We start from the raw sequence: 22,265 nt of genomic DNA on the forward strand, positions 1-22,265 counted from the left end.
GCTCCTGTGTCTGAAGGAGGAATCGATGGTTCCGGCCCGCCCGCCGAAGCGACGGGCGGGCCGAAGATGATCGCGTCAGGACTTGGGCTGGAAGTCGTAGATCGCGGGGAACGCATTGGTCGGGAGCACCTCGACCGTGGTGTTCGCGTCGGTGGCGAAGCTGCCCTGCACGCGGTAGAACGGAGCGAACCAGGCCTGCTCGACGATGTAGGTGTTCAGCTCCTTGGCGACCGACTCCTGCGTCGCCTCGTCGCCGTACTGGATCTCGTTGATGTACTCGTCGACCTGCGGGTCGCTGTAGCCGAACGGGTTGAAGATCGCGGTCGGAGCGATCATGAACTGGATCAGCTGCCAGTCGGGGTTCTGCTCGAGTGCCATGAACGACGCCGCATACTTCGGTGCCAGCAGGTCCGCGATGAAGTTGTTGCCGGGGTCGGTGTACTCCACGGAGATTCCGACATCCGAGAGCTGCTGCTCGATGAGCGTGTAAGTCGTCGCGCCGAGCAGCGTCGACGACGGCATCTCCAGCGTCAGGCCGGTGGAGTAGCCCGCCTCGGCCAGCAGCTCCTTTGCCTTCTCGGGGTCGTAGCTGTAGTAGTCGTCGAGCTCGGGGTCGTACGCCGCGGAGCCCTCGGGGAACACCTGGGTCGTGACGGTGCCGTTGCCGAGCTGCAGCGCCTCGAGCATCGCGTCGCGGTCGAAGGCGTAGTTCAGTGCCTGTCGGACGCGGACGTCGGCGAGCGCCGGGTTCATGGTTCCTGCGCGGTCGAGCAGCAGCAGACCCTGGAAGTCGAGCTCGTTGGCGTTGATGGTCCAGCCTGCGCCCTCGACCTCGGCGAGGTTGTCGTTGCTGGCCAGCTTCACGCCGTTCGCCTCGCCCGCCTTGATGGCGTTGAGGGATGCCGTCGCGTCGGCGAGCACGTTGATCACGAGCTTGTCGTAGTGCTGGACGTCGGGGTTCCAGTAGTCGGGGTTCTTCGTGTACGTGTAGCTCGTGCCCGTCACGGTCGCCGCGGTGTCGAGGATGTAGGGGCCGGAACCGACCGGGTTGGTGGCGAGGTCGTCGTTGCCGAGCGACTCGCCGCTGCCGACCAGGCCCGGGTCGCGGGTGAGGTAGTTCAGCAGCGCCGGGTTCGGCGCGTTCAGCGTGATGACGACGGTCGTGTCATCGGGGGCCTCGAAGCTCGCGACGTCGGCGAAGTAGTTCGCGTCGGGCGAGGTGCCGTCCTTGAAGCGCTGCAGGTTGTCGGCGACGACCTGCGCGGTGAGCTTCGAGTCGTCGGAGAACGTGACGTCGTCGCGGATCGTGAGCGTGAGCACCGTGTTGTCGTCGTTGTACGACCACTCGGTCGCGAGCCACGGCTCGATGGTGCCCTCCGGCGTCGCGAGGAGGAGCGTGTCGAACACGGCCTGGTAGAACGGGGCGCGGTTTCCCCACTCGGAGCCGGCCGGGTCGAAGGTGGTGGGCGGCGTGATCGCGCCGAGGGTGAGGGTGCCGCCTCCCGAGTCGCCCGATCCTCCGTCAGTCGATCCGCCGGAGCATCCGGTGAGAACGAGAGCGGCGATGGCGACGGTGGCTGCTGTGGCCTTCCAACGGAACATCCTTGGTCCCTTTCATCGAGGGCGATACCCCTGCGGATCGCCTCTGTCGAGCGAACGTAGCAGTAAAAACGAGCGCTCGCTAGGTTTTGGAAGCAAAAATCTAGCGGTTCTTCGGATTTCGTTATACAACTGACTCTGAGAGAGGCTTCGGGATCATCCGCGACGACGCGGACGACCTGCGGTACGGTGACAACCGATGACGAAGACCGAGACGGCGCGCACGCCCCCGCGGCGGGCGCGCGGCGAGTACGCGAAGACGCGGAAGACCCGCAAGGCGATCATGGAAGCCGCCTTCGAGGTGTTCGCCGACGGCGGCTATCGAGCGGGCTCGCTGCGAGAGATCGCCCAGCGCGTCGGCATGAGCGAGGCGGGCCTGCTGCACCACTTCGCGAACAAGAGCGCCCTGCTCGAAGCCGTGCTCGAGCACCGCGACGACAAGGCCCGCGAGCTCGTGCCGATCGAGAGCGATGACGGCGAGGCCGTGCTGCGCGGGCTCGTGAGGCTGGCCTCGTACAACGCGTCGATCCCCGGTGTCGTGGAACTCTTCTGCACCCTGTCGGCCGAGGCGACCTCGCCCGATCACCCCGCGCATGCGTACTTCCTTCGTCGCTACGAGTACACGCGTCGCAACCTGTCCAACGCGTTCGCCTCCCTGGAGGCGGAGGACAGGCTCGCGCCGGGGATGACCCCGGATCGGGCGGCGGTGATGCTCATCGCGATGATGGACGGACTGCAGGTGCAATGGCTGCTCGACCGTGAGGTGGTCGACATGGCCGAGGCGCTGCAGGTGCTCGTCGCCGGCTTCGCCGACATCGACTGGGAGGAACCCGAGCCGGGAAGCGAGTCGGTCTAGGCATCGGCTCGTCGAGTGATCGCGTGCTGGTGGAAATACCGAGCAGCTACTAGATTTTCAAAAGACGCCTGGTTCTGCGTGACGCAGCCATGCGATGCCGTCATCCCGAGGAGTGCAATGCCGCCCCGTTCTCTGTCCGTGCCGTCGCTGCCCGATCTCGACACGCCCGCATCGCGCGGTGACGGGGGCGGCCGAAGGGGAGCGCTCTGATGGGCTGGGCGCGCACGCTGGCCGACGGCCAGCGCTGCCGTGTGCACGTCATGGACGTGGCATCCGGAGTCTCCCGCATCGTGCACGAGGACGCGGACGTGCTGCGGGAGGCGCCGAACTGGACGGCATCCGGGGAGTTGATCCTCAACGGCGACGGCGTGCTGTGGCGGATGCCGGCCGACGGCTCGGCCGCGCCCGTCCGCATCCGGCATGACGACCTTCCCGAGCTCAACAACGACCACGTGCTGCATCCCGCTGCCGAGACGATCTTCGTGTCAGCCAACGACGGTCATCTCTACGAGGCGCCGCTCGCGGGCGGCGCTGTACGGCGCATCACCGCGGGCGACGCGGGCCACTGGCACTTCCTGCACGGCGTCAGCCCTGACGGGTCGCGCCTCGCCTACGTCGCGCTGGATCCGGAGCGCGGCTGGGACTCGGGCGTGGTGCACTCGATCGCGGTCGATGGCTCCGGCGACCGTGCGGTCACGACGGGATCAGGTCCGGATGACGGACCCGAATACGACCCCGCGGGGGAATGGCTGTACCTCAACACCGAGCGGTTCACGGCGATGCCGGGGCACGCGCAGATCGCGCGCGTCCGCATCGACGGCACCGATCTGCAGCAGCTGACCTTCGACGAGCGCGTGAACTGGTTCCCGCACCTCGATCCCACCGGGCGACGCATCGTCTATCTGAGCTATCCGCCGGGGACGATCGGCCACCCGGCCGATCTCGACGTCGAGCTGCGGCTCGTCGAGGGCGACGACTGGGCGTCGGCCCGCACGATCGCCTCCCTGCGCGGAGGCCAGGGAACCATCAACGTCAACAGCTGGTCGCCGGACGGCGAGCAGTTCGCCTTCGTCGACTACCCCATGACTGTCGAAACCCCTGCCGAGGAGCACGCATGATCCGCACATCCTTCCGAGACGGCTGGACCGTCGGCCCCAAGCTCGGAGCCTTCGAGTCGCGGACCGCGACGACAGCGGCGGTTCCGGTGTCGATCCCGCACGACGCGCTGCGCGACCTGCCGCGCTCGCCGGAGTCGGGGCAGGGTGTGCACGCCGGGTACATCCCCGGCGGCGTCTTCGAGTACACCAAGAGCTTCGAGGTGCCGGCGGAGTGGGCCGAGAAGTCGGTGCGGATCGAGTTCGAGGGCGTCTACCGCGACGCCACCGTCTCCATCAACGGCGACTTCGCCGCCCACGAACCGAACGGCTACGCCGCCTTCGTCGTCGACGCCGACCCCTTCCTGCGCTTCGGCGACACCAACACCATCACGGTCGAGGCGCGCGTGCACCGCGACAGCCGCTGGTACACGGGCGGCGGCATCTACCGACCAGTGCACCTCGTGGTCGCCGACCCCGTGCACATCGCTCTCGACGGCACCACCGCCGACAGCCGCGACATCGACGAGGAGCGCGCGATCGTCGAGATCGCGACGCGCGTCGAGAACGCCACCCGGCACACCGCGACCCGGAGGGTGTGCTGGTCGATCGCGGCGGCCGACGGCATCGAGGTCGCCTCGGGGAACGCGCCGATCACCGTGCTGCCCGGAGCGGATGCCATCGCCAGACTTCGCGTGCCCGTCGCCGCTCCGCTGCTGTGGGGACCCGACTCGCCGCACAGGTACACGGTGCGCACCGAGCTGCTCGACGCCGACGGCGTGGTGGCCGACGAGGATGTCGTGCGTTTCGGCATCCGTCGTCTGCAGCTCGACACCGCACACGGTCTGCGCATCAACGGGGTCACGGTCGATCTGCGCGGATCGTGCGTGCACCACGACAACGGCCCGCTCGGCGCGGTGACCGTCGCGGATGCCGAGGACCGCAAGGTCCGCCGTCTGAAGGCCGCGGGGTTCAACGCGATCCGCAGCGCGCACAACCCGGCATCGCGCGCGCTGCTTGACGCGTGCGATGCGCACGGCGTGATCGTGATGGACGAGCTCACCGACGTGTGGACGAAGTCGAAGACCGCGTTCGACAGTTCGGTCGGCTTCGATGAGCGCTGGCAGCGCGACGTGGCGGCGCTCGTCGCGAAGGATCGCAACCACCCGAGCGTCGTGCTGTACTCGATCGGCAACGAGATCCTGGAGCTCGCGACCCCGCACGGGGCGACGTGGAGCCGGCGCCTCGCCGAGGAGTTCCGCACGCTCGATCCCTCGCGGTTCGTCACCAACGGCATCAACGGCATCATCGCGAACCTCGCCAAGATGGGCGAGCTGATGGCCGAGGCCGAGGCGAGCGATCCGAACACGATGATGGCCGACATGGGTGAGCGCATGGCGCTGCTGAACGCCTCGACCTTCATCACGGAGACGACCGAGGAGTCGGCCGCGGTGCTCGACGTCGTCGGCTTCAACTACGCCGATTCGCGCTACGACCTCGATGCCGAACTGTTCCCGAACCGGGTGATCGTGGGGTCGGAGACGTTCCCCGACCGCATCGCCTCGCTGTGGTCGGACGTGCGTCGTCTGCCGCACGTGATCGGCGACTTCACCTGGACCGGGTGGGACTACATCGGCGAGGCCGGCATCGGCCGGGTCGACTACACCGACGTCGACGGCTATGTCGCGACCGGCACCGCAGGGCCCTTCCCCTACCTGCTGGCCGACTGCGGCGACATCGATGTGACGGGCCATCGACTGCCCGCGTCGCACTACCGCGAGATCGCGTTCGGTCTGACCAGGGGACCCGCGATCGCCGTGCACCGGCCCGAGCACCACGGCCGCCCTGTGACCAAGACGCCCTGGTCGTGGGACGACGTGCTCGACAGCTGGACCTGGGGCGTGGACGCCGGATCACCGGTGACCGTCGACGTCTATGCGGATGCCGACGAGGTCGAACTGCTGCTCGACGGGGAGTCGCTCGGACGCGCTGCCGTCGGGTCGCCGCGGCCGATCATCGCGCGGTTCGAGACGGTCTACCGCCCGGGTGAGCTGGTGGCAGTGGCGTTCGCGGACGGTGCTGAGGTCGGACGCGCGGTGCTGCGTACGGCGGGGGCGCCTGCGCTCGTCGTGCGTGCCGAGGCACCGGTGTTCGCTGCCGGAGACGGGCTCGGATACGTCGAGATCGTGCTCGAAGACGCATCCGGCGTCCTCGTCCCGACGGCGGATCGGGCCGTGACGGTGTCGGTCGAGGGCGGCGAGCTCGCCGGCATCGGCTCGGGGCGTGCGCGCACCGAGGAGTCCTTCGCCGGCCCCACGGTCACGACGCACGACGGGCGGCTCATCGCGATCGTGCGTGCGGCCGCTGCCGGCGAGGTGCGCGTGACGGCCGAGGCCGAGGGCTTCGCGCCGGTCGACGTGGTGCTCGCCGCGCGCTGAGTCTCGCAGTGCTGAGCCCTGCGGAGGGCGCCGGCGCCCCGCTTCACCTACGACGCCCCCGCTGATTCACGTGAATCAGCGGGGGCGTGGTAGCTCAGCGGGGGCATCGGTGCGGGGCACCCAGGGGAGGGTGACCAGCGCGGGGTGCGCGCAGGGTCAGGCGCGCGGGTCGTAGCGCTCGGGGACGTGCGTCTCGGCGACCAGCGCGCGCAGCTCTTCGAGCGTCGCCGGAGCCGCGCCGATCGCCCGGAACTGCACGAGCACATTGCCCAGTGCCGTCGCCTCGACCGGACCCGCGAGCACCGGAACCCCGGTGCGATCGGCCGTCGCCTGGCACAGCAGTCGGTTCAGCGACCCGCCGCCCACCAGGTGGATCGCGTCGATCTCCCGGCCCGACAGGGCGGATGCCGTGCGCACGGCATCCGCGAACGCCGCGGCGATCGACTCCACGATCGCGCGCGCGAACGCTGCACGGGACGCCGGTGCGTCGTCGCCGAGCAGGGCGGAGATCCGCGCGGGCATGTCGCCCGGAGCGCTGAGCGAGGCGTCGTTCGCGTCGAACATCGGCACCGCGCCCTCGACGGCGGCAGCCTGCGCGAGCAGGTCGGGAAGGTCGATCGACGATCCGTCCTCGGCCTCCCACGCGCGCACGGTCTCGCTGAGCAGCCACAGGCCGGTGACGTTGTGCAGGAAGCGGTAGCGCCCGTCGACACCGAGCTCATGCGTGAAGTTCGCCTCGCGTGCGGCATCCGTCAGCACCGGCTCGGTGAGTTCCACGCCCACCAGGCCCCAGGTGCCGCAGGAGATGTACGCCGAATCCGGGGTCGACAGCGGCACAGCGACGACGGCGGATGCCGTGTCGTGGGAGCCGACCGCGATCACGGGCAGATCCTTGCCGATCCGTGCGGCGAGCTCCGGCCGGAGTCGGCCGACCTCGGTGCCGGGGTCGACCAGCGGGGGCAGGATGCCGGAGGGGATGCCGAGACGGTCGGCGAGCTCGGCGTCCCACTCGCCGCTCGCCACGCCGAGCAGGCCGGTGGTCGAGGCGTTCGTGCGCTCGGCCACGGCGCTGCCGGTGAGCAGATAGGCGATGAGGTCGGGGATGAGCAGAGCCGTGTCGGCGTCGGCGATCCGGCTGTCGACCCGGTACTGGTACAGCGTGTTGAACGGCAGGAACTGCAGACCGTTGCGCTGGTACAGCTCGGTGAACGGAGCCTCGGCGTGCACCTCGTCGACACCGCGCTCACTGCGCTCGTCGCGGTAGTGGAACGGCTCGGCGAGCAGCTCGCCATCATGGAGCAGGCCGTAGTCGACCGCCCACGAGTCGATGCCGATGCTCTCGATCCCTGGCTCGCGGCGCACAGCTTCGACGAGGCCCTCGACGACGTGCTCGTATAGTGCGCCGAAGTCCCAGTGCAGTCCGTCCTCGCGCTCGACGGGACCGTTCGGAAACCGCGAGACGAGCTCGAGGTCGAGCCGGCCATCGCCGATGCGCCCGATCACGACACGACCGCTGGTCGCGCCGAGATCGACGGCCGCGACGACGCGGGAGGTCATGAGAGACGTCCTTCGTCTCGTCGCTGGCGCTCCTCGCTCAGGAACCGGGTCGCGTGGACGACCCCGGTCCCTGAGCGAGCGAAGCGAGACGAAGGGCGCTCAACGACCGGTGCTCTGAACCCTGGTCGTTGAGCGAGCGAAGCGAGACGAAACCCCACGGCGCTCGTCATCGGAGGAAGGCGGCGGCGACGCCGGAGTCGACGGGGATGTGCAGGCCCGTGGTGCGCGACAGCTCCGGCCCGGTCAGCACGAACACGGCATCCGCGACGTTCTCGGGAACGACCTCGCGCTTGAGAATCGTGCGGTTCGCGTAGAACTGGCCCAGGTCCTCCTCGGCGACGCCGTAGGTCGCGGCGCGGTTCGCGCCCCAGCCCGAGGCGAAGATGCCCGAGCCGCGCACGACGCCGTCGGGGTTGATGCCGTTGACGCGGATGCCGAACTCGCCGAGCTCGACCGCCAACAGGCGCACCTGGTGGGCCTGGTCGGCCTTGGTGGCCGAGTAGGCGATGTTGTTCGGGCCGGCGAACACCGAGTTCTTGGAGGAAATGTAGATGATGTCTCCGCCGAGCTTCTGATCGATCAGGACGCGCGCCGCGGCCTTCGACACGAGGAACGAGCCCTTGGCCATGACGTCGTGCTGCAGATCCCAGTCCTTCTCGGTGGTCTCCAGCAGCGGCTTCGACAGCGAGAGGCCTGCGTTGTTGACCACGAGGTCGACGCCGCCGAACGCGAGCACGGCCTCGTTCAGTGCGGCCTGGATCGCCTCGGCATCCGCCACGTTCGCGGCGACGCCGATCGCGACATCGGTGTTCCCGAGCTCGGCCGCGGCGGCCTGAGCCTTCTCGAGGTCGAGGTCCGCGACCACGACGCAGGCGCCCTCGGCCGCGAGACGCACGGCGATGGCCTTGCCGATGCCCGAGGCGGCACCGGTGACGAACGCGATGCGGCCCTGGTGGGTCTTCGGCGCCGGCTGTCGCTGCAGCTTGGCCTCCTCCAGCGCCCAGTACTCGATGCGGAACTTCTCGGCATCCGAGATGGGGGAGTAGGTCGAGAGCGCCTCGGCGCCGCGCATGACGTTGATCGCGTTGACGTAGAACTCGCCGGCCACGCGAGCGGTCTGCTTGTTCGCCCCGTAGGAGAACATGCCGACGCCGGGGACGAGGACGATGAGCGGGTCGGCGCCGCGGATCGCGGGCGACTCGGCCGTCGCGTGCGCGTCGTAGTACGCCTGGTAGTCGGCGCGGTACTCGGCGTGCAGCTCGTGCAGGCGCGCGATCTGCTCGTCGACGGATGCCGTGACGGGCAGGTCGAGGATGAGCGGCTTGACCTTGGTGCGCAGGAAGTGGTCGGGGCAGCTCGTGCCCAGGGCGGCGAGCTCGGGGGCTCGCTCGGAGGCGAGGAAGTCGAGCACCACGTCGGAGTCGGTGAAGTGACCGACCTGCGGCTTGTCCTGCGAGGCGATGCCGCGGATGGTGGCGGCGAGGGCGGCGGCGCGCTCGCGGCGCTCGGTCTCGGGGAGGGCCTCGAAGCCGGCGCGGACGCCGCCGAACGGGTTCTCCTTGCCGTTCGCCTCGATGTAGGCGGCGGCGGTGTCGATGATCCACAGCGAGTTGGCCTCGGCCTCCTCAGAGGTCTCGCCCCAGGCGGTGATGCCGTGCCCGCCGAGGATCGTGCCGATCGCCTGCGGGTTCTTCGCCTTGATCGCCGCGATGTCGAGTCCGAGCTGGAAACCGGGGCGGCGCCACGGCACCCACACGACCTTGTCACCGAAGATCTTGGCCGTGAGCTCCTCGCCGTCGGCGGCGGTCGCGATCGCGATGCCGGAGTCGGGGTGCAGGTGGTCGACGTGCGCGGCGTCGACGAGACCGTGCATGGCGGTGTCGATCGAGGGAGCGGCTCCGCCCTTGCCGTGCAGGCAGTAGTCGAACGCGGCGACCATCTCGTCCTCGCGGTCGATGCCGGGGTAGACGTCGACGAGGGCGCGCATGCGGTCGAGGCGGAGGACCGCGAGGCCCTGCTCCTTCAGCGTGCCGAGGTCTCCTCCGGAGCCCTTGACCCACAGCAGCTCGACGGGCTGGCCGGTGACCGGGTCGATCTCGGTGCCCTTCGCCGAGGTGTTGCCCCCGGCGTAGTTGGTGTTCTTCGGGTCGGCGCCGAGGCGATTCGACCGCTCGATGAGGGCGGCAGCAGTGGGGTTCGTCATGACTGTTCCTTGATGTCGGAGTCGAGGGAGGTATCGAGGGATGTGAGGGAGAGGATGCGGGCTGCGAAGCGATCGAGGGATGCTGAGGCCGCCGCCTCCTCGGGGCGGTTGAGGTGTCCGTGGACGGTGCCGGGTTCGATCGAGATGTCGACGTCGACGCCGGCGCTGCGCAGCAGCGCGCCGAACGCCTCACCGGAGACGCGCAGCTCGTCGGTGTCGCCGTTGATCATGATCGTCGGGGGGAAGCGTGCGACATCGGCAGCGGATGCCGTGCCGGGAACCGCGTAGATCGGCGCATCATCGACCGGGCCGCCGAGGTAGTTCTCATACATGCCGCGGACGGCATCCGGGCCGAAGCGGTCGGCATCCGGGTTCGCGTCGAGGGCATCGCGCAGCGCGGCATCCGGTTCGCCCTGCACCGCCTGCAGCGTCGGGTACGCGAGCACGGCAAGAGCGGGAACCGGGCCGGCGGCGTGACTCAGACGCAGCGCGGCGCCCGCAGCGAGGTTGCCGCCTGCGCTCGCGCCGCCCAGCGCCCAGGGCCCGGTCGCAAGATCCGAGTCGACGGCCCAGCGGAAGGCGTGCTCGACCTCGTCGAGCGCCACCGGGTGGTGCACGCCGCCGCGCTCGGACGAACCTGCGGGCTGGGCCAACTCGTGCGGCACGGGAGCGAGGGAGTAGTCGACCGAGACCACCGCGATGCCGCGTTCGGCGAACGCGCGCGCGACCCAGTCGCCCTCGGGCATGTCGAGGTCGCCGCCCATGAACCCGCCGCCGTGCAGCCAGACCAGGCCAGGACCGGCAGGTGTGAGGGGTGCGTAGACGCGTACGCGCAGCGGGCCATGCGGCCCATCGAGGATCCTGTCGCTCACGGCATCCGTTCCTTCCGACTGCTGTTCGAGGGGGAGGCGCCGGGTCGCGGGGATCGGCTCCCGCGACCCGGCGGGTCTGGTGGGGTCAGGCGCCCCAGCCGGCCTGCACGCCGCCGACGCGCTCGGCGGCGATCTTCGCCTGGTAGCCGGATGCCGCATAGGCGGCCATCGGGTCGGCGGCGAGGCCGCGCGACTCGCGCCACTCGGCGAGGGCCGGACGCACGTCCGTGTAGAACGCGTCCATGAACACCGCGTTCGCGGCGAGCACGTCGCCCGACTTCTGCGCAGCGGTGAGGGCGTCGCGATCGACGAGCAGCGCGCGCGCCGTCATCTCCTGCACGTTGAGCACCGAACGGATCTGTCCGGGGATCTTGTCCTCGACGTTGTGGCACTGGTCGAGCATGAAGGCCACGTCGGGGTTGTTCAGGCCGCCGCCGCGGACGACCTCGAACAGGATCCGGAACAGCTGGAACGGGTCGGCCGCGCCCACGATGAGGTCGTCGTCGGCGTAGAAGCGCGAGTTGAAGTCGAACGAGCCGAGCTTGCCGAGGCGCAGCAGCTGCATGACGATGAACTCGATGTTCGTTCCGGGGGCGTGGTGGCCGGTATCGAGGCAGACCGAGGCCTTGTCGCCGAGAGCGACGACCTGCGCGTAGGACGTTCCCCAGTCGGGGACATCGGTGTGGTAGAACGCCGGCTCGAAGAACTTGTACTCGAGGACCAGGCGCTGCTCGTCGCCGAGGCGTGCGTAGATGGTCTGCAGCGACTCCTGCAGACGGTCCTGGCGGCCGCGCATGTCGGCCTGACCCGGGTAGTTCGAGCCCTCGGCGAGCCAGATCTTCAGATCCCGGCTGCCGGTGGCGTCCATGACGTCGATGCACGCGAGGTGGTGGTCGATCGCCTTCTGACGGATCGCCTTGTCCTCGTGGGTCAGGGCACCGAACTTGTAGTCGTCGTCCTGGAAGGTGTTCGAGTTGATCGTGCCGAGCTCGACGCCGAGGTCCTCGGCGTGCTTGCGCAGATCGTCGAACGAGTCGACGAGGTCCCACGGGATGTGCAGCGCGACCGACGGAGCGAGTTTCGTGTACTGGTGCACCTGCGCGGCGTCGGCGATCTTCTCATAGGGGTCGCGCGGGGTGCCGGGGGTGCCGAACACCTTGAAGCGGGTGCCGGAGTTGCCGAACGCCCAGCTGGGCAGTTCGATGCCCTGCTGAGCGAGGGCGTCGAGGTTCTCGGGGGAGAGGATGCTCATGAGTGGTCACTTTCTGCGGGGATGTCGTTCAACTGCTGCTCGAGGTGGAAGACCTCGGTGAGGGGGGTGGCTGCCTGGTCGGGGCGGCCGTCGAGGTCGGCGAAGAACCGGCCCATCTCGGCCTCCCAGCGGGCGGCGACCTCGGAGGAGGCGAGGTACGCCTGCGCTGCCGCGTCGTCGTCGGTCTCGTAGTAGCCGATCAGCGTGCCGCCCTCCCCGAGGAACAGGGAGTAGTTGCGGCGTCCGGCCGCGGAGATCTCTGCGAGCATCTCCGGCCAGACCGGCGAATGTCGGGTGAGGTACTCGTCCAGCAGCTCAGGTCGCACCTGCAGCCGGAAGCACACTCGGGTGGGCGTTGTCATCGTCGACGACTCCTCAGGGTTTCGTAATGAATCGTTTCAAGAATACGGATGCCGGGCCGTTGTCGCAACCTTTCCGGTGAGGCTTGTATCGTTTCAGGCATAACCCGCCGGAAACCGGTCGGGTCGTGCGGACGACGACGCGAAGGAGCGGACGTGGAGCATCAGGAGAGGGCGCTGGCCGCCTACATCGATCAGGTCTCGGCCGATCCCGACACCGTGGGCGTCGTGCTCATCGGATCGCTCGCCCGTGGCGTCGAGCGGGAGGACTCCGACGTCGACGTCTATCTCATCGTCACCGCCGAGGCGTTCGCCCGTGCCGCCGGCGAAGACCGATGGGCCTGGATCGATCGCCGCGACCTGGACTATCCGGGCTCCTACATCGACATCAAGCTCGCCGATCTGGAGTACCTGCGCACGGCGGTCGAGCGCGGGGACGACCCGACCAGGGCCTCGTTCGCCGGCGCCCGCGTCGTGTTCAGCCGGAGCGACGAGCTCGAAGGACTCGTCGCCGGCATCAGCGTGCTCGGCGATGAGGTCTGGGCCGAGCGCATCCGCTCGCACATCGCCCAGGCGCACCTGCACGGCGGGTACTTCCTGCGCCAAGCCGAAGAGCACGGTGACCCGTTCCTGCTGCAGCATGCCGCCGTGCATCTGACGCTTGCGGCGGCGCGGGCGGCTCTCGCCTCGGCGCATCGACTGATGCCGGGGCCGAAGTACATCCACGCGCTGGTGCGTGAGGTTCCCAGCCCCGAGGGCTTCGTCGACGCTTGGGACGCGGTCGTGGCCTCCCCGAGCATCGCCTCGGCGAACGCCCTCATCGCGCAGCTCGATCAGTGGCTCGGCCGGGATCAGAGCCGTGATGAGTCCCTGTCGGTCTTCATCCGCGACAACGAGCTCGCGTGGCTCCGTGGAACGATCCCGGCCGAGTACTACTGACACGGCTCAGCCCTTCACGGCTCCGCTGGTCATGCCCGCGACGATCTGCCGGTTGAAGAAGATGTACATGATCAGCGGCGGGATCGTGATGAGCAGGATGTTCATGAACAGCAGGTTCCACTGGTTCAGGCTCTGACTCTGGAAGTTGTACAGCGTCAGCTGCACCGTGGCGTTCGCGTCTCCGGGCAGGAAGTACAGCGGGCCGGTGAAGTCGTTGAAGACCGCGACCGACTGCACGACGATCACCGTCACGGCGACCGGCTTCAGCAGCGGCATCACGACGGTGAAGAACAGGCGGATGGGGCCTGCGCCGTCGATCACGGCCGCTTCGTCGAGTTCCCGGGGAATGGTCGAGATGAACGCGCGGAACAGCAGGATGCAGAAGCTCAGGCCGAATGTCGCCTCGATGAGGATCATCCCGGGCATGGTCTTGAAGAGGCCGATGCCCTGCAGCACCCAGATCGTCGGCACGACGGCCGGCGGGACGATGAGCCCGGCGAGGACGAACACGTTGATCACGTGGTTCCAGCGCGACTTGCGACGCTGCAGGATGTAGCCGACCATGGCGGCGAACACGACCATGATCGCCACGCTCGCCACCGTCAGGACGGTCGAGTTGATGAACGCACGGACCAGCATCCAGTCCCTGGTCTCGAGGACGGTCATCACGTTCTCCCAGAGGAACCACCCCTGCGCGGGGAGGGAGAACTCGAACAGCGAGGCCTCCTGCGCGTTCTTGGCCGCGGTGAGGAAGATGAACGCGAAAGGGACGATGAAGACGATGATCGAGGCGAGGATCGCGAAGATCCCGACCAGGTAGCGGCTCGCGAAGAGCCGGGGCGTCATCCTGCGGCGCTCGCCCCTGGCGATCTTCGCCTTGGAGGTGCCGGCCGTGGTGATGGTGCGGGTCAGGGTCATGACTCCACCTGCCTCTTGTTCAGGGCGTACTGGATGGGCACGATGATCGCGGTGACGACGAGGAACAGCACGACGTTGCCCGCGGTGGACAGGCCGTAGAAGCCCGCCTGGTACTGCTTGTAGATGACCGAGCCGATCACGTCGCTCGTGAAGCCGGGACCGCCCTTGGTCATCGCCCAGATGAGCTCGAAGGATCGGAGCCCGCCGATCAGCGACAGCAGGATCACGGTCGCGGTGGCCGGCTGAACGAGCGGCAGGGTGATGTTCCTGAAACGCTGCCACGCGCTCGCTCCGTCCACCTTCGCGGCCTCGATGTACTCCTGCGGGATCGCGACGAGGCCGGCGATGAAGATCAGGGTCGCGATGCCGACGCCCTTCCAGACGTCGACGAGGGCGATCGACATGAGCGCCCAGGCGGGGTCGGTGAGCCAACCAGGGCCTTCGATGCCGATGCTGGCGAGCGTCTGGTTGATCAGGCCGTCGAACGGATCCATGAGGACCTTGAAGGTGATGCCGATGCCGACCGTCGAGACGAGGACGGGGAAGAAGATCGTGGAGCGCAGGTAGCTGCGGCCGAGGATCGCACCGGTGAGGAGCAGGGCGAGGGCGAGGCCGAGGACGACCTTGAGGGCCGATGTGACGAACCCGTAGATGAAGGTGTTGACGAAGCCCTGGATGAGCATGGGCTCGGTGAAGAACTGGACGTAGTTGTCGAAGCCGATGAACTCGATGTCGAAGAGCGACCATCGGGTGAGGCTGAAGTAGAACGACGCGAAGGTCGGGACGGCGAAGAGGATCACGTAGAGCACGGCCGACGGGATGTAGAACCAGGTCGGATAGGAGCTCGAGATCCCCTTGCGCGGGGGCTTGCGGACGCGGGGCGGCGCGGTCGCGGTGGCGGTCATGCGTTTCTCCGTCGAGTCGAGGTGGGCGGAGCCGGCCCGCGTGGGCGGCGGGCCGGCTCCCGGGGTCAGGCGAGGATCACCAGCCGTCGATGCCGAGCTGCTGAGCCTGCTTCTTGACGTCCTCGTCGTAGAGGGCCGCACCGTCGGCGGCGGGGCGGATGCCGCTGCCGACCTCGACCGTGATGTTCTCCAGGTTCGGGCCCTTGATGGGGGAGAGGAACTCGAGGGCCGGGTTGGTGGCGCCCTCGTCGAAGTAGACCTGCATGTCCTTCAGCAGGCCGGGCACGTCATCGGCCAGGCTGCAGGAGCTGATCGCGTACGGTCCGGACGGGACCATGGCGGTGTTCTGCACGTCGCATCCGGCATCCGAGTTGATGAAGGCGATGAACTTCTTGGCTGCGGCGAGCTTGTCACCCTCGGTGGTCTTGGGCACGTAGACCGCGTTGGGCAGCCACACCGTGAGCTTCGTGTCCTCGGCGTTCTGCGCGGGAAGCGGGAAGACACCGATGTCCTCGATGTTCTCGGGGTAGTTCTGCTGGAACGTCGAGACGATGCCGGTCAGGATCGGGTAGTGCGCTCCCTCGCCGGTGGCGACCATGCGCGCGCCGTCGTCGTAGAGGGCCGAGGCGAAGTCCTCGTTCCACCATCCGGCCTCGAACCCGGCCTCCTGGTTCGCGAAGCCGGCCAGAGCCGGCTCGTCGACGTACTTGCGCTCACCGGCCGTGTACTCGCTAGCCCAGTCCTCGTCCTGCGCGAGAACGTTGCCGAAGTCGCCGAGCACGAACAGCTGGCTCGTCCAGGTGTCGCCGTAGGTCTGGATGACCGGGGTGATGCCCGCGGCCTTGATCGCCTCGTTGTTGGCGGCGAACTCGTCCCAGCTGGTGGGGACCTCGAGGCCGAGGTCGGCGTAGATCTTCTTGTTGTAGACGACGGCTCCTGCCTGGGTGGCGCCGAACGGGGCGCCGTAGATGCCGTTGTCGGTCGAGACCACCGCGGTCATGGTGTCCTGCATGTCGCCGACCCATGCCTCGTCGGTGAGCGGCGCGAGGTTCTGATCGGGGTTGAGTGCCTGGAACAGCGAGCCCGAGTTGTACCAGAACAGGTCGGCCATCTCGCCCGTCGCGAGCTTCGTCTTCATGAGGTTGTCGCCCTCGGTGCCGGCGGGCTGGGACTCGACCTTGACGGTGATGTCGTCGTTCTCCTTCTCGAACGCCGCGATCATCGCCTCGGCCGATTCGACGTTCGTGCCCGAGTTGGGCACGAGGAACGTGATCTCGGTCTTGCCGTCGCTGCTGCCACCGCCGCCGGTGCTGCAGGCGGCGAGCGGGAGCGCGAGGGCGGCGACGCCTGCAGCGGCGACGAGGACCCTCCGGGTACGGGTGCTGTTCATCCTTTACCTCCATGTAAAAGCTGACTCCTGACGCGCCTCGTCCTCGAGGTCGCGCGGCGTTGAACCGAATCATTGAAACCATTCAACTCTGGGTAAGATACGACGATCCCGAGCGAGAGTCAACGGTTCGGGATGAAGTCGTGACCAATCTTGACTTTGCGTGTTGAAACCATTCAATATGGCACTGCGCGCCGTTGCGGATGCCGGCGCGATGCGACGACGCACACACCCGGAAGGACCACGCCATGGCGGCCACCCCCGATTCCACGCAGCTCGACGAGGCCACAGGGGTGGTGTCCCTCCGCTCTCAGCACGGCGCCGACCTCCTCGGCGTCCCCGGAGAGGGGCTGCGTCTGACCTGGCGCACCGAGAGCTCGCGACCCGGCGCCGCGCAGATCGCGTACCAGGTCGCTTCGGGTGCTCCCGGTGCGGAGCTCGCGCCGGCCGGGGTCGTGGAGTCCACGGCATCCGTCGCCGTCCCGGTCGGTGATCTCGCGCCCGGTGAGCGCCGGGCCTTCGCCGTTCGCATCGCGACGTCCGAAGGCTGGACGGCCTGGAGCGCGGAGCTCGTGATCGAGGCGGGCCTCACGCACGCCGAGCTCTCTGCCGCGGTGATCGGCATCCCCAGCGAGGTCGAGGGGCCCGTCGCGCTGCTGCGTCGCGTGTTCACGCTCGACACCGTCCCGGCTCGCGCCCGTCTGCGCCTCAGTGCGCTGGGCCTCGTCGACGCGTGGATCAACGGGGAGCGGGCGAGTTCCGCGCGCCTCACGCCGGGGTGGACCTCTTACCAGGAGCGCGTGCTGCTCGACACCCTCGATGTCACGGATCTGCTGCGCGAGGGCGAGAACGTCATCGTGCTCGAGGTCGGTGACGGCTGGTACCGCGGCCGCATGGGCTTCGCGAATCGCACGGAGATCTACGGTGACCGCTCGGGGGCGATCGCGCAGATCGATGCCGACGGCGAGGTGCTCGTCGCGACGACGGATGCCGGGTGGCGCGGTGGCTTCGGCGCGGTGCGGGGTGCGAGCATCTACGACGGCACCACGACCGACCTGCGCGAGAGCGCGACGGGGGTGCACACCCCGGAGTTCGACGACTCCTCGTGGACCGTGGCCGAGATCATCGAGAGCGACCCGTCACGTTTCGAGCCGCGCTCGGCACCGCCCGTGCGCATCGTGGCAGAGCTCGACATGCGCCGCACCGACCGCGAGAACGGCGTGCAATTCGACGCAGGGCAGAACGTGACCGGCTGGGTGCGCCTGGTCGTGCGGGGTGCAGCCGGCGACGTCGTCACGATCCGTCACGCCGAGATCCTCGAACCCTCCGGCGCTCTGCACACCGCTGCGCTGCGCACGGCGAGCGCGACCGACGTGTATACGCTCGACCGCGACGGCGAGCACGTGCTCGAGCCCCAGTTCACCTTCCACGGCTTCCAGCACGCCGAGGTCACCGGTGCCGCCGAGGTCGTCTCGGCCACCGCGATCGCGATCTCGAGCGACCTTCCGGCGCGGTCGAGCTTCCGCTCGGCATCCGACGCCCTCGACCGCTTCCACTCGAACGTGTTCTGGTCGCAGCGCGACAACTTCGTCTCGGTGCCCACCGACTGCCCGCAGCGCGACGAGCGCCTCGGCTGGACGGGTGACGCGCAGGCGTTCGCGGCGACCGCGAGCACCCTCATGGATGCCGAGGCGTTCTGGCGCAACTGGCTGCGTGACCTCGAGGTCGACCAGACCGACGAGGGCGGCGTCGCATCCGTGGTGCCCGACATCATCCGGTTCCAGGACATGCGCATGGGCGAGGGCCCCGTCAACAACATGGGCCGTGCGGGGTGGGCGGATGCCGCGACCATCGTGCCCTGGGCGGTGTACGAGTCCAGCGGCAGCGACGAGGTGCTGCACCAGCAGCTGCGCAGCATGCGGCGCTGGGTCGAGCATCTGCGGGCGCGCGCGGGCGACGACGTGGTGCTGCCGACCGAGCCGTTCCAGTACGGAGACTGGCTCGATCCGGATGCGCCGGGTGCCCGCCCGTGGCAGGCGAAGGTGTCGAGCGACTACGTCGCGAACGCCTTCTACGTGCACTCGGCACGGCTGCTCTCGAAGGCCGAGACGCTGGTCGGCGACGCCGCGAAGGCCGAGGAGTACGCCGCGCTCGCCGACCGGGTGGCCGCGGAGACCTGGAACCGGTGGGGTGAAGAGGCCATCACGACCCAGACCGGCGCGGCGCTCGCGCTCGAGTTCGACATCGCACCCCAGGCGGAGCGCACGAGGATCGCCGACGGACTGGCCGAGAACGTGCGCGCCGAGAACGGGCGAATCTCGACCGGATTCCTCGGCACCCCGCTCGTGCTGTTCGCGCTGTCGAACAACGGGCACCTCGACGAGGCCTACCTCATGCTGCTGCGCCGCGAAGCGCCGAGCTGGCTGTACCAGGTCGACCGCGGAGCCACCACGGTGTGGGAGCGCTGGGATGCGATCCTGCCCGATGGCAGCATCCACTCCGGGGCCATGGATGCCGGTTCCAAGGAGGAGGGCGGCAGCATGCTGTCGTTCAACCACTACGCCTACGGAGCCATGATCGACTGGGTGTACCGCACCGTGGCGGGGCTGGTCCCCGCCGAGCCCGGTTACCGGGTCGCACGTATCGCCCCGCGCCCCGCGGCCGGACTCGAGCACGCCACGGCGTCGATCGACACCCCCTACGGTCGCCTCGCCATCGACTGGCGGGTCGAGGGCGACACCTTCCACGCGACCGTGATGGTCCCGTTCGGCGCCACCGCCGAGCTCGACCTCCCGGTCTCCGAGAGCTCGACCGTCACGGTCGACGGAGCCGCGGCATCCGCCGTGCTCGATGCAGGAGAACACGAGATCACGGTGACGGCGCCCGCCGTCGCCCGACGATGAGAGGTGCAGGAACAACATGACTCTGACAGTCGCGCGCGTCGACGCTGACGCGCCGCACGGCAGCGATGCGGTCGCCGTCGCGTCACCGACGATCAGCTGGATCACCGAGACGGATGCCGAGGGGTGGACGCAGTCGCGTGCCGAGCTCGAGCTGGAGCTGGCGGGGGAGGTGCAGTCGCACACCGTCGAGGGGCGGGAGTCGGTGCGGCTGCGCTGGCCGTTCCGTCCGCTGCTGCCGCGGGAGGAGGCGCGGGTGCGGGTGCGGGTGACGGGCTCCGACGGCGCGGTGTCCGAGTGGAGCGAACCACGACGGATCGTCGCGGGCTTCCTGGCGGACGGCGAGTGGAGCGCGCGGACGATCGCGGTCGCGGAGCCGACGGGGCATGCGCAACCGGCCACGCTGCGCAGCACCTTCGCGATCGACGGCGAGGTGCGGCGCGCCACGCTGTACGCCACGGCGGTGGGCGTCTACCAGGCGTCGGTCAACAGCTCGGATGTCGATGACCAGGTGCTCAAGCCCGGGTGGACGCCGTACCACGCGCGCACCGTGCACGAGACGACGGACGTGACAGATCTGCTGCAGCAGGGCGAGAACACGATCGATGTGCGTCTCGCCGGCGCGTGGGCGACCGAGCGCTACGGCTTCCGCGAGAACGCCGCGACGGTGTACGAGGAGCAGCCGCGCTTCGCGGCCCAACTGCTGGTCGAGTACGCCGATGGGACGACGCAGACGCTGTTCACGGACGACTCGTGGCTGTCGGCGCCGAACGCCATCACGGCGAGCGGGCTGTACGCGGGAGAGGATCACGACGCCCGCCTCACAGCATCCGACTGGACGCCCGTCGCGGTCGTCGACGACGTTCCGGTGCCGGGTGCCAGGGTGTCTCCGTTCGTGCGCCGCATCGAAGAGATCGGCGTCGTCGAGGTCATCACGACGCCGTCCGGGAAGACGGTGCTCGACTTCGGTCAGAACCTCGTCGGACGTCTGCGCATCCGCGTGTCGGGTGAGGCGGGCACGGTGGTGACCCTGCGTCACGCCGAAGTGCTCGAGCACGGCGAGCTCGGGACCCGTCCGCTGCGCGCGGCCGCGGCGACCGATCGGTACACGCTGTCCGGAGAGGGCGTCGAGGAGTGGGAGCCGGAGTTCACCTTCCACGGCTTCCGCTACGCCGAGATCGACGGGTGGCCCGGCGCATTCGATCCGGCGGACGTGACCGCCGTCGTCATCCACAGCGACATGGAGCGCACCGGCTGGTTCGACACCTCCCACGCCCTCGTGCGTCAGCTGCACGAGAACGTCGTGTGGGGTCTGCGCGGCAACTTCCTGTACGTGCCGACCGACTGCCCGCAGCGCGATGAGCGTCTGGGGTGGACGGGGGACATCCAGGTGTTCGCGCCGACCGCGAGCTTCCTCTACGACGTCCGCGGATTCCTGGACTCCTGGTTGCGCGACCTCGAGATCGACCAGATCGACGGCGTGGTGCCGTTCGTCGTGCCGAACGTTCTCGGCGCGGCTCGCCCCGCCGCCGCCTGGGGAGACGCCGCCGCCGTGGTGCCGACCGTGCTGCATGAGCGGTTCGCCGACCTCGAGACCGTCGAGCGCCAGTTCGACAGCATGAGGGCGTGGACCGATGCGATCGTCGGCTACTCCGGCGACCGTCGACTGTGGGAGGGGATGTTCCAGTTCGGCGACTGGCTCGACCCGGATGCTCCGCCCTCGCACCCCGCGAAGGCGAAGACCTCTGCCGACATCGTGGCCTCGGCGTACGTCTTCCGCTCGGCGGATCTCACGGCCCGCGCCGCCGCCCTGCTCGGGCGTGACGAGGAGGCCCTGGAGTACGGGCGCATCGCGGAGGAGGTGCGTCAGGCGTTCCTCGCGGAGTACGTCACCCCGTCGGGGCGCATGGTCTCGGATGCGCAGACCGCGTATTCGCTTGCGATCGTGTTCGACATCGTCGAGCCCGAGCGTCGACAGGCCCTCGGAGACCGGCTCGCGGAGCTCACGCGGCTCAGCGGTTACCGCATCGGCACCGGATTCGTGGGCACCCCGATCATCCAGGACGCGCTGACCCGCACCGGTCACCTCGACACCGCGACCCGGCTGCTCACGCAGACCGAGAACCCGTCGTGGCTGTACCCGGTGACCATGGGCGCGACGACGATCTGGGAGCGGTGGGATTCGATGCTGCCGGACGGGACGATCAACCCCGGGCAGATGACGTCGTTCAACCACTACGCGCTGGGTGCGATCGCCGACTGGCTGCACCGTTCGGTGGCGGGGCTGGCTCCCGCTGAACCCGGATACTCGCGCCTGAGCATCCAGCCGCATCCGCTCGACGGGTTCGACTTCGCCGAGGCCGCGCACCGCACGCCGTACGGCGAGGCGCGAGTGCGGTGGGACCGCACGGCAGACGGCATCGTCGTCGAGGCCGTCGTGCCGGCGAACACCGAGGCCGATGTGGTGCTGCCCGACGGGACGCGTCACACGGTCGGCTCGGGAACGCATCGGTGGACATCGGATGCTCCGGCCGCGGCTGACGCACCCGCCGAGGTCGGCCTCGCGTCGAGCCTGGCGGCGATCGTCGACGACCGCGAGGCGTACGGGGCGATCCTCGAGGTGCTGGGCGAGCTGCGCCCGGCGATCGCCGAGGACTTCCGCGACAACACGGAGTGGAGCGATCGGCTCACGCTCGGCGAGCTGTTCGCGCGGCTGCTCGGGCCCGAGCCGCGAGCCGCGGTGGAGAAGCGACTGGAGGAGCTGAGCGCGCAGCGCGCGTGACGGCGGTGCGGGCCGCGTCGGACTGAGTCCGCGTCGGCCTGCACTCCCATCGCCGGCCTGAGAATAGGTCAACCGCACGAGATCATGACGGATGCTGCTGGGGTGGTCCGCGTGTCGTGGAGTTGGTCCCTGTTCCTTTCGTGTCAGGCCGCGTTCGCGGCGGGTTGTGTGGTGAGCCGGGTCAGGGTCTCGGCGGGTGTCGTG

Annotated in this window: 15 protein-coding genes; 6 read left to right on the forward strand and 9 right to left on the reverse strand. The window is 68.9% G+C overall.

What is annotated here, in order from left to right; translation table 11 throughout:
- Positions 1-75 precede the first annotated feature (75 nt).
- The gene (locus ACI3KS_RS16295; RefSeq protein WP_404919591.1) at positions 76-1,602 is read right to left on the reverse strand and encodes an ABC transporter substrate-binding protein; all 1,527 of its coding nucleotides are present in this window, start codon (positions 1,600-1,602) and stop codon (positions 76-78) included.
- A gap of 196 nt (positions 1,603-1,798) precedes the next feature.
- Here ACI3KS_RS16295 and ACI3KS_RS16300 point away from each other — a divergent pair, with 196 nt between their 5' ends.
- The 3 genes from ACI3KS_RS16300 to ACI3KS_RS16310 all read left to right on the forward strand — a co-directional run bounded on the left by ACI3KS_RS16300 (position 1,799) and on the right by ACI3KS_RS16310 (position 5,987).
- On the forward strand, positions 1,799-2,455 hold the full coding sequence (locus ACI3KS_RS16300) for a TetR/AcrR family transcriptional regulator (RefSeq protein ID WP_404919592.1): 657 nt from the start codon (positions 1,799-1,801) through the stop codon (positions 2,453-2,455).
- A 209-nt stretch (positions 2,456-2,664) separates the two neighbouring features.
- Positions 2,665-3,573 carry a biopolymer transporter Tol gene (locus tag ACI3KS_RS16305; protein WP_404919593.1) on the forward strand — a complete coding sequence of 303 codons (909 nt, stop codon included), beginning with the start codon at positions 2,665-2,667 and terminating at the stop codon, positions 3,571-3,573.
- Complete coding sequence (locus tag ACI3KS_RS16310) at positions 3,570-5,987, forward strand: glycoside hydrolase family 2 TIM barrel-domain containing protein (protein ID WP_404919594.1); 2,418 nt, start codon at positions 3,570-3,572, stop codon at positions 5,985-5,987. The genes ACI3KS_RS16305 and ACI3KS_RS16310 overlap by 4 nt, the downstream gene beginning before the upstream one ends.
- 156 nt (positions 5,988-6,143) lie before the next feature.
- Here ACI3KS_RS16310 and ACI3KS_RS16315 read toward each other — a convergent pair whose 3' ends face one another.
- The 5 genes from ACI3KS_RS16315 to ACI3KS_RS16335 all read right to left on the reverse strand — a co-directional run bounded on the left by ACI3KS_RS16315 (position 6,144) and on the right by ACI3KS_RS16335 (position 12,233).
- On the reverse strand, positions 6,144-7,544 hold the full coding sequence (locus ACI3KS_RS16315; RefSeq protein WP_404919595.1) for a rhamnulokinase family protein: 1,401 nt from the start codon (positions 7,542-7,544) through the stop codon (positions 6,144-6,146).
- Positions 7,545-7,710: 166 nt separating this feature from the next.
- On the reverse strand, positions 7,711-9,747 hold the full coding sequence (locus tag ACI3KS_RS16320) for a bifunctional aldolase/short-chain dehydrogenase (protein ID WP_404919596.1): 2,037 nt from the start codon (positions 9,745-9,747) through the stop codon (positions 7,711-7,713).
- The gene (locus tag ACI3KS_RS16325; RefSeq protein WP_404919597.1) at positions 9,744-10,619 is read right to left on the reverse strand and encodes an alpha/beta hydrolase; all 876 of its coding nucleotides are present in this window, start codon (positions 10,617-10,619) and stop codon (positions 9,744-9,746) included. The genes ACI3KS_RS16320 and ACI3KS_RS16325 overlap by 4 nt, the downstream gene beginning before the upstream one ends.
- Before the next feature lie 85 nt (positions 10,620-10,704).
- Positions 10,705-11,871 (reverse strand): L-rhamnose isomerase, encoded by a 1,167-nt coding sequence (gene rhaI, locus ACI3KS_RS16330; RefSeq protein WP_404919598.1) that lies wholly within the window; start codon positions 11,869-11,871, stop codon positions 10,705-10,707.
- Positions 11,868-12,233 (reverse strand): L-rhamnose mutarotase, encoded by a 366-nt coding sequence (locus tag ACI3KS_RS16335; protein ID WP_404919599.1) that lies wholly within the window; start codon positions 12,231-12,233, stop codon positions 11,868-11,870. Before ACI3KS_RS16335 ends, rhaI begins: the two co-directional genes overlap by 4 nt.
- A 153-nt stretch (positions 12,234-12,386) precedes the next feature.
- Between ACI3KS_RS16335 and ACI3KS_RS16340 the strand changes: the two genes are divergently transcribed.
- Entirely contained in the window at positions 12,387-13,169 is a 783-nt protein-coding gene (locus ACI3KS_RS16340) for a nucleotidyltransferase domain-containing protein (protein ID WP_404919600.1), read from the forward strand.
- Between the two features lie 6 nt (positions 13,170-13,175).
- On the opposite strand, the gene ACI3KS_RS16345 is transcribed toward ACI3KS_RS16340, so the two are convergent.
- The 3 genes from ACI3KS_RS16345 to ACI3KS_RS16355 all read right to left on the reverse strand — a co-directional run bounded on the left by ACI3KS_RS16345 (position 13,176) and on the right by ACI3KS_RS16355 (position 16,382).
- On the reverse strand, positions 13,176-14,087 hold the full coding sequence (locus ACI3KS_RS16345) for a carbohydrate ABC transporter permease (RefSeq protein ID WP_404919601.1): 912 nt from the start codon (positions 14,085-14,087) through the stop codon (positions 13,176-13,178).
- Entirely contained in the window at positions 14,084-14,992 is a 909-nt protein-coding gene (locus ACI3KS_RS16350; RefSeq protein WP_404919602.1) for a carbohydrate ABC transporter permease, read from the reverse strand. Before ACI3KS_RS16350 ends, ACI3KS_RS16345 begins: the two co-directional genes overlap by 4 nt.
- A gap of 76 nt (positions 14,993-15,068) precedes the next feature.
- A complete protein-coding gene (locus ACI3KS_RS16355; RefSeq protein WP_404919603.1) occupies positions 15,069-16,382 on the reverse strand; it encodes an ABC transporter substrate-binding protein in 1,314 nt (437 codons plus the stop codon).
- Positions 16,383-16,627: 245 nt separating this feature from the next.
- Here ACI3KS_RS16355 and ACI3KS_RS16360 point away from each other — a divergent pair, with 245 nt between their 5' ends.
- Together ACI3KS_RS16360 and ACI3KS_RS16365 are read left to right on the forward strand one after the other, a co-directional pair.
- Positions 16,628-19,282 (forward strand): family 78 glycoside hydrolase catalytic domain, encoded by a 2,655-nt coding sequence (locus tag ACI3KS_RS16360; RefSeq protein WP_404919604.1) that lies wholly within the window; start codon positions 16,628-16,630, stop codon positions 19,280-19,282.
- Between the two features lie 16 nt (positions 19,283-19,298).
- The gene (locus ACI3KS_RS16365) at positions 19,299-22,061 is read left to right on the forward strand and encodes a family 78 glycoside hydrolase catalytic domain (RefSeq protein ID WP_404919605.1); all 2,763 of its coding nucleotides are present in this window, start codon (positions 19,299-19,301) and stop codon (positions 22,059-22,061) included.
- The last annotated feature ends 204 nt before the right edge of the window (positions 22,062-22,265 follow it).

Source organism: Microbacterium sp. ZW T5_45 (genome assembly GCF_044987415.1).
Classification (GTDB): Bacteria; Actinomycetota; Actinomycetes; order Actinomycetales; family Microbacteriaceae; genus Microbacterium.

Coding starts and splice junctions, on each gene's coding strand:
- ACI3KS_RS16350 (WP_404919602.1), bottom strand. CDS start 14,992: ATGACCGCCACCGCGACCGCGCCGCCCCGCGTCCGCAAGCCCCCGCGC.
- ACI3KS_RS16315 (WP_404919595.1), bottom strand. CDS start 7,544: ATGACCTCCCGCGTCGTCGCGGCCGTCGATCTCGGCGCGACCAGCGGT.
- ACI3KS_RS16300 (WP_404919592.1), top strand. CDS start 1,799: ATGACGAAGACCGAGACGGCGCGCACGCCCCCGCGGCGGGCGCGCGGC.
- ACI3KS_RS16305 (WP_404919593.1), top strand. CDS start 2,665: ATGGGCTGGGCGCGCACGCTGGCCGACGGCCAGCGCTGCCGTGTGCAC.
- rhaI (WP_404919598.1), bottom strand. CDS start 11,871: ATGAGCATCCTCTCCCCCGAGAACCTCGACGCCCTCGCTCAGCAGGGC.
- ACI3KS_RS16320 (WP_404919596.1), bottom strand. CDS start 9,747: ATGACGAACCCCACTGCTGCCGCCCTCATCGAGCGGTCGAATCGCCTC.
- ACI3KS_RS16365 (WP_404919605.1), top strand. CDS start 19,299: ATGACTCTGACAGTCGCGCGCGTCGACGCTGACGCGCCGCACGGCAGC.
- ACI3KS_RS16335 (WP_404919599.1), bottom strand. CDS start 12,233: ATGACAACGCCCACCCGAGTGTGCTTCCGGCTGCAGGTGCGACCTGAG.
- ACI3KS_RS16295 (WP_404919591.1), bottom strand. CDS start 1,602: ATGTTCCGTTGGAAGGCCACAGCAGCCACCGTCGCCATCGCCGCTCTC.
- ACI3KS_RS16360 (WP_404919604.1), top strand. CDS start 16,628: ATGGCGGCCACCCCCGATTCCACGCAGCTCGACGAGGCCACAGGGGTG.
- ACI3KS_RS16355 (WP_404919603.1), bottom strand. CDS start 16,382: ATGAACAGCACCCGTACCCGGAGGGTCCTCGTCGCCGCTGCAGGCGTC.
- ACI3KS_RS16345 (WP_404919601.1), bottom strand. CDS start 14,087: ATGACCCTGACCCGCACCATCACCACGGCCGGCACCTCCAAGGCGAAG.
- ACI3KS_RS16310 (WP_404919594.1), top strand. CDS start 3,570: ATGATCCGCACATCCTTCCGAGACGGCTGGACCGTCGGCCCCAAGCTC.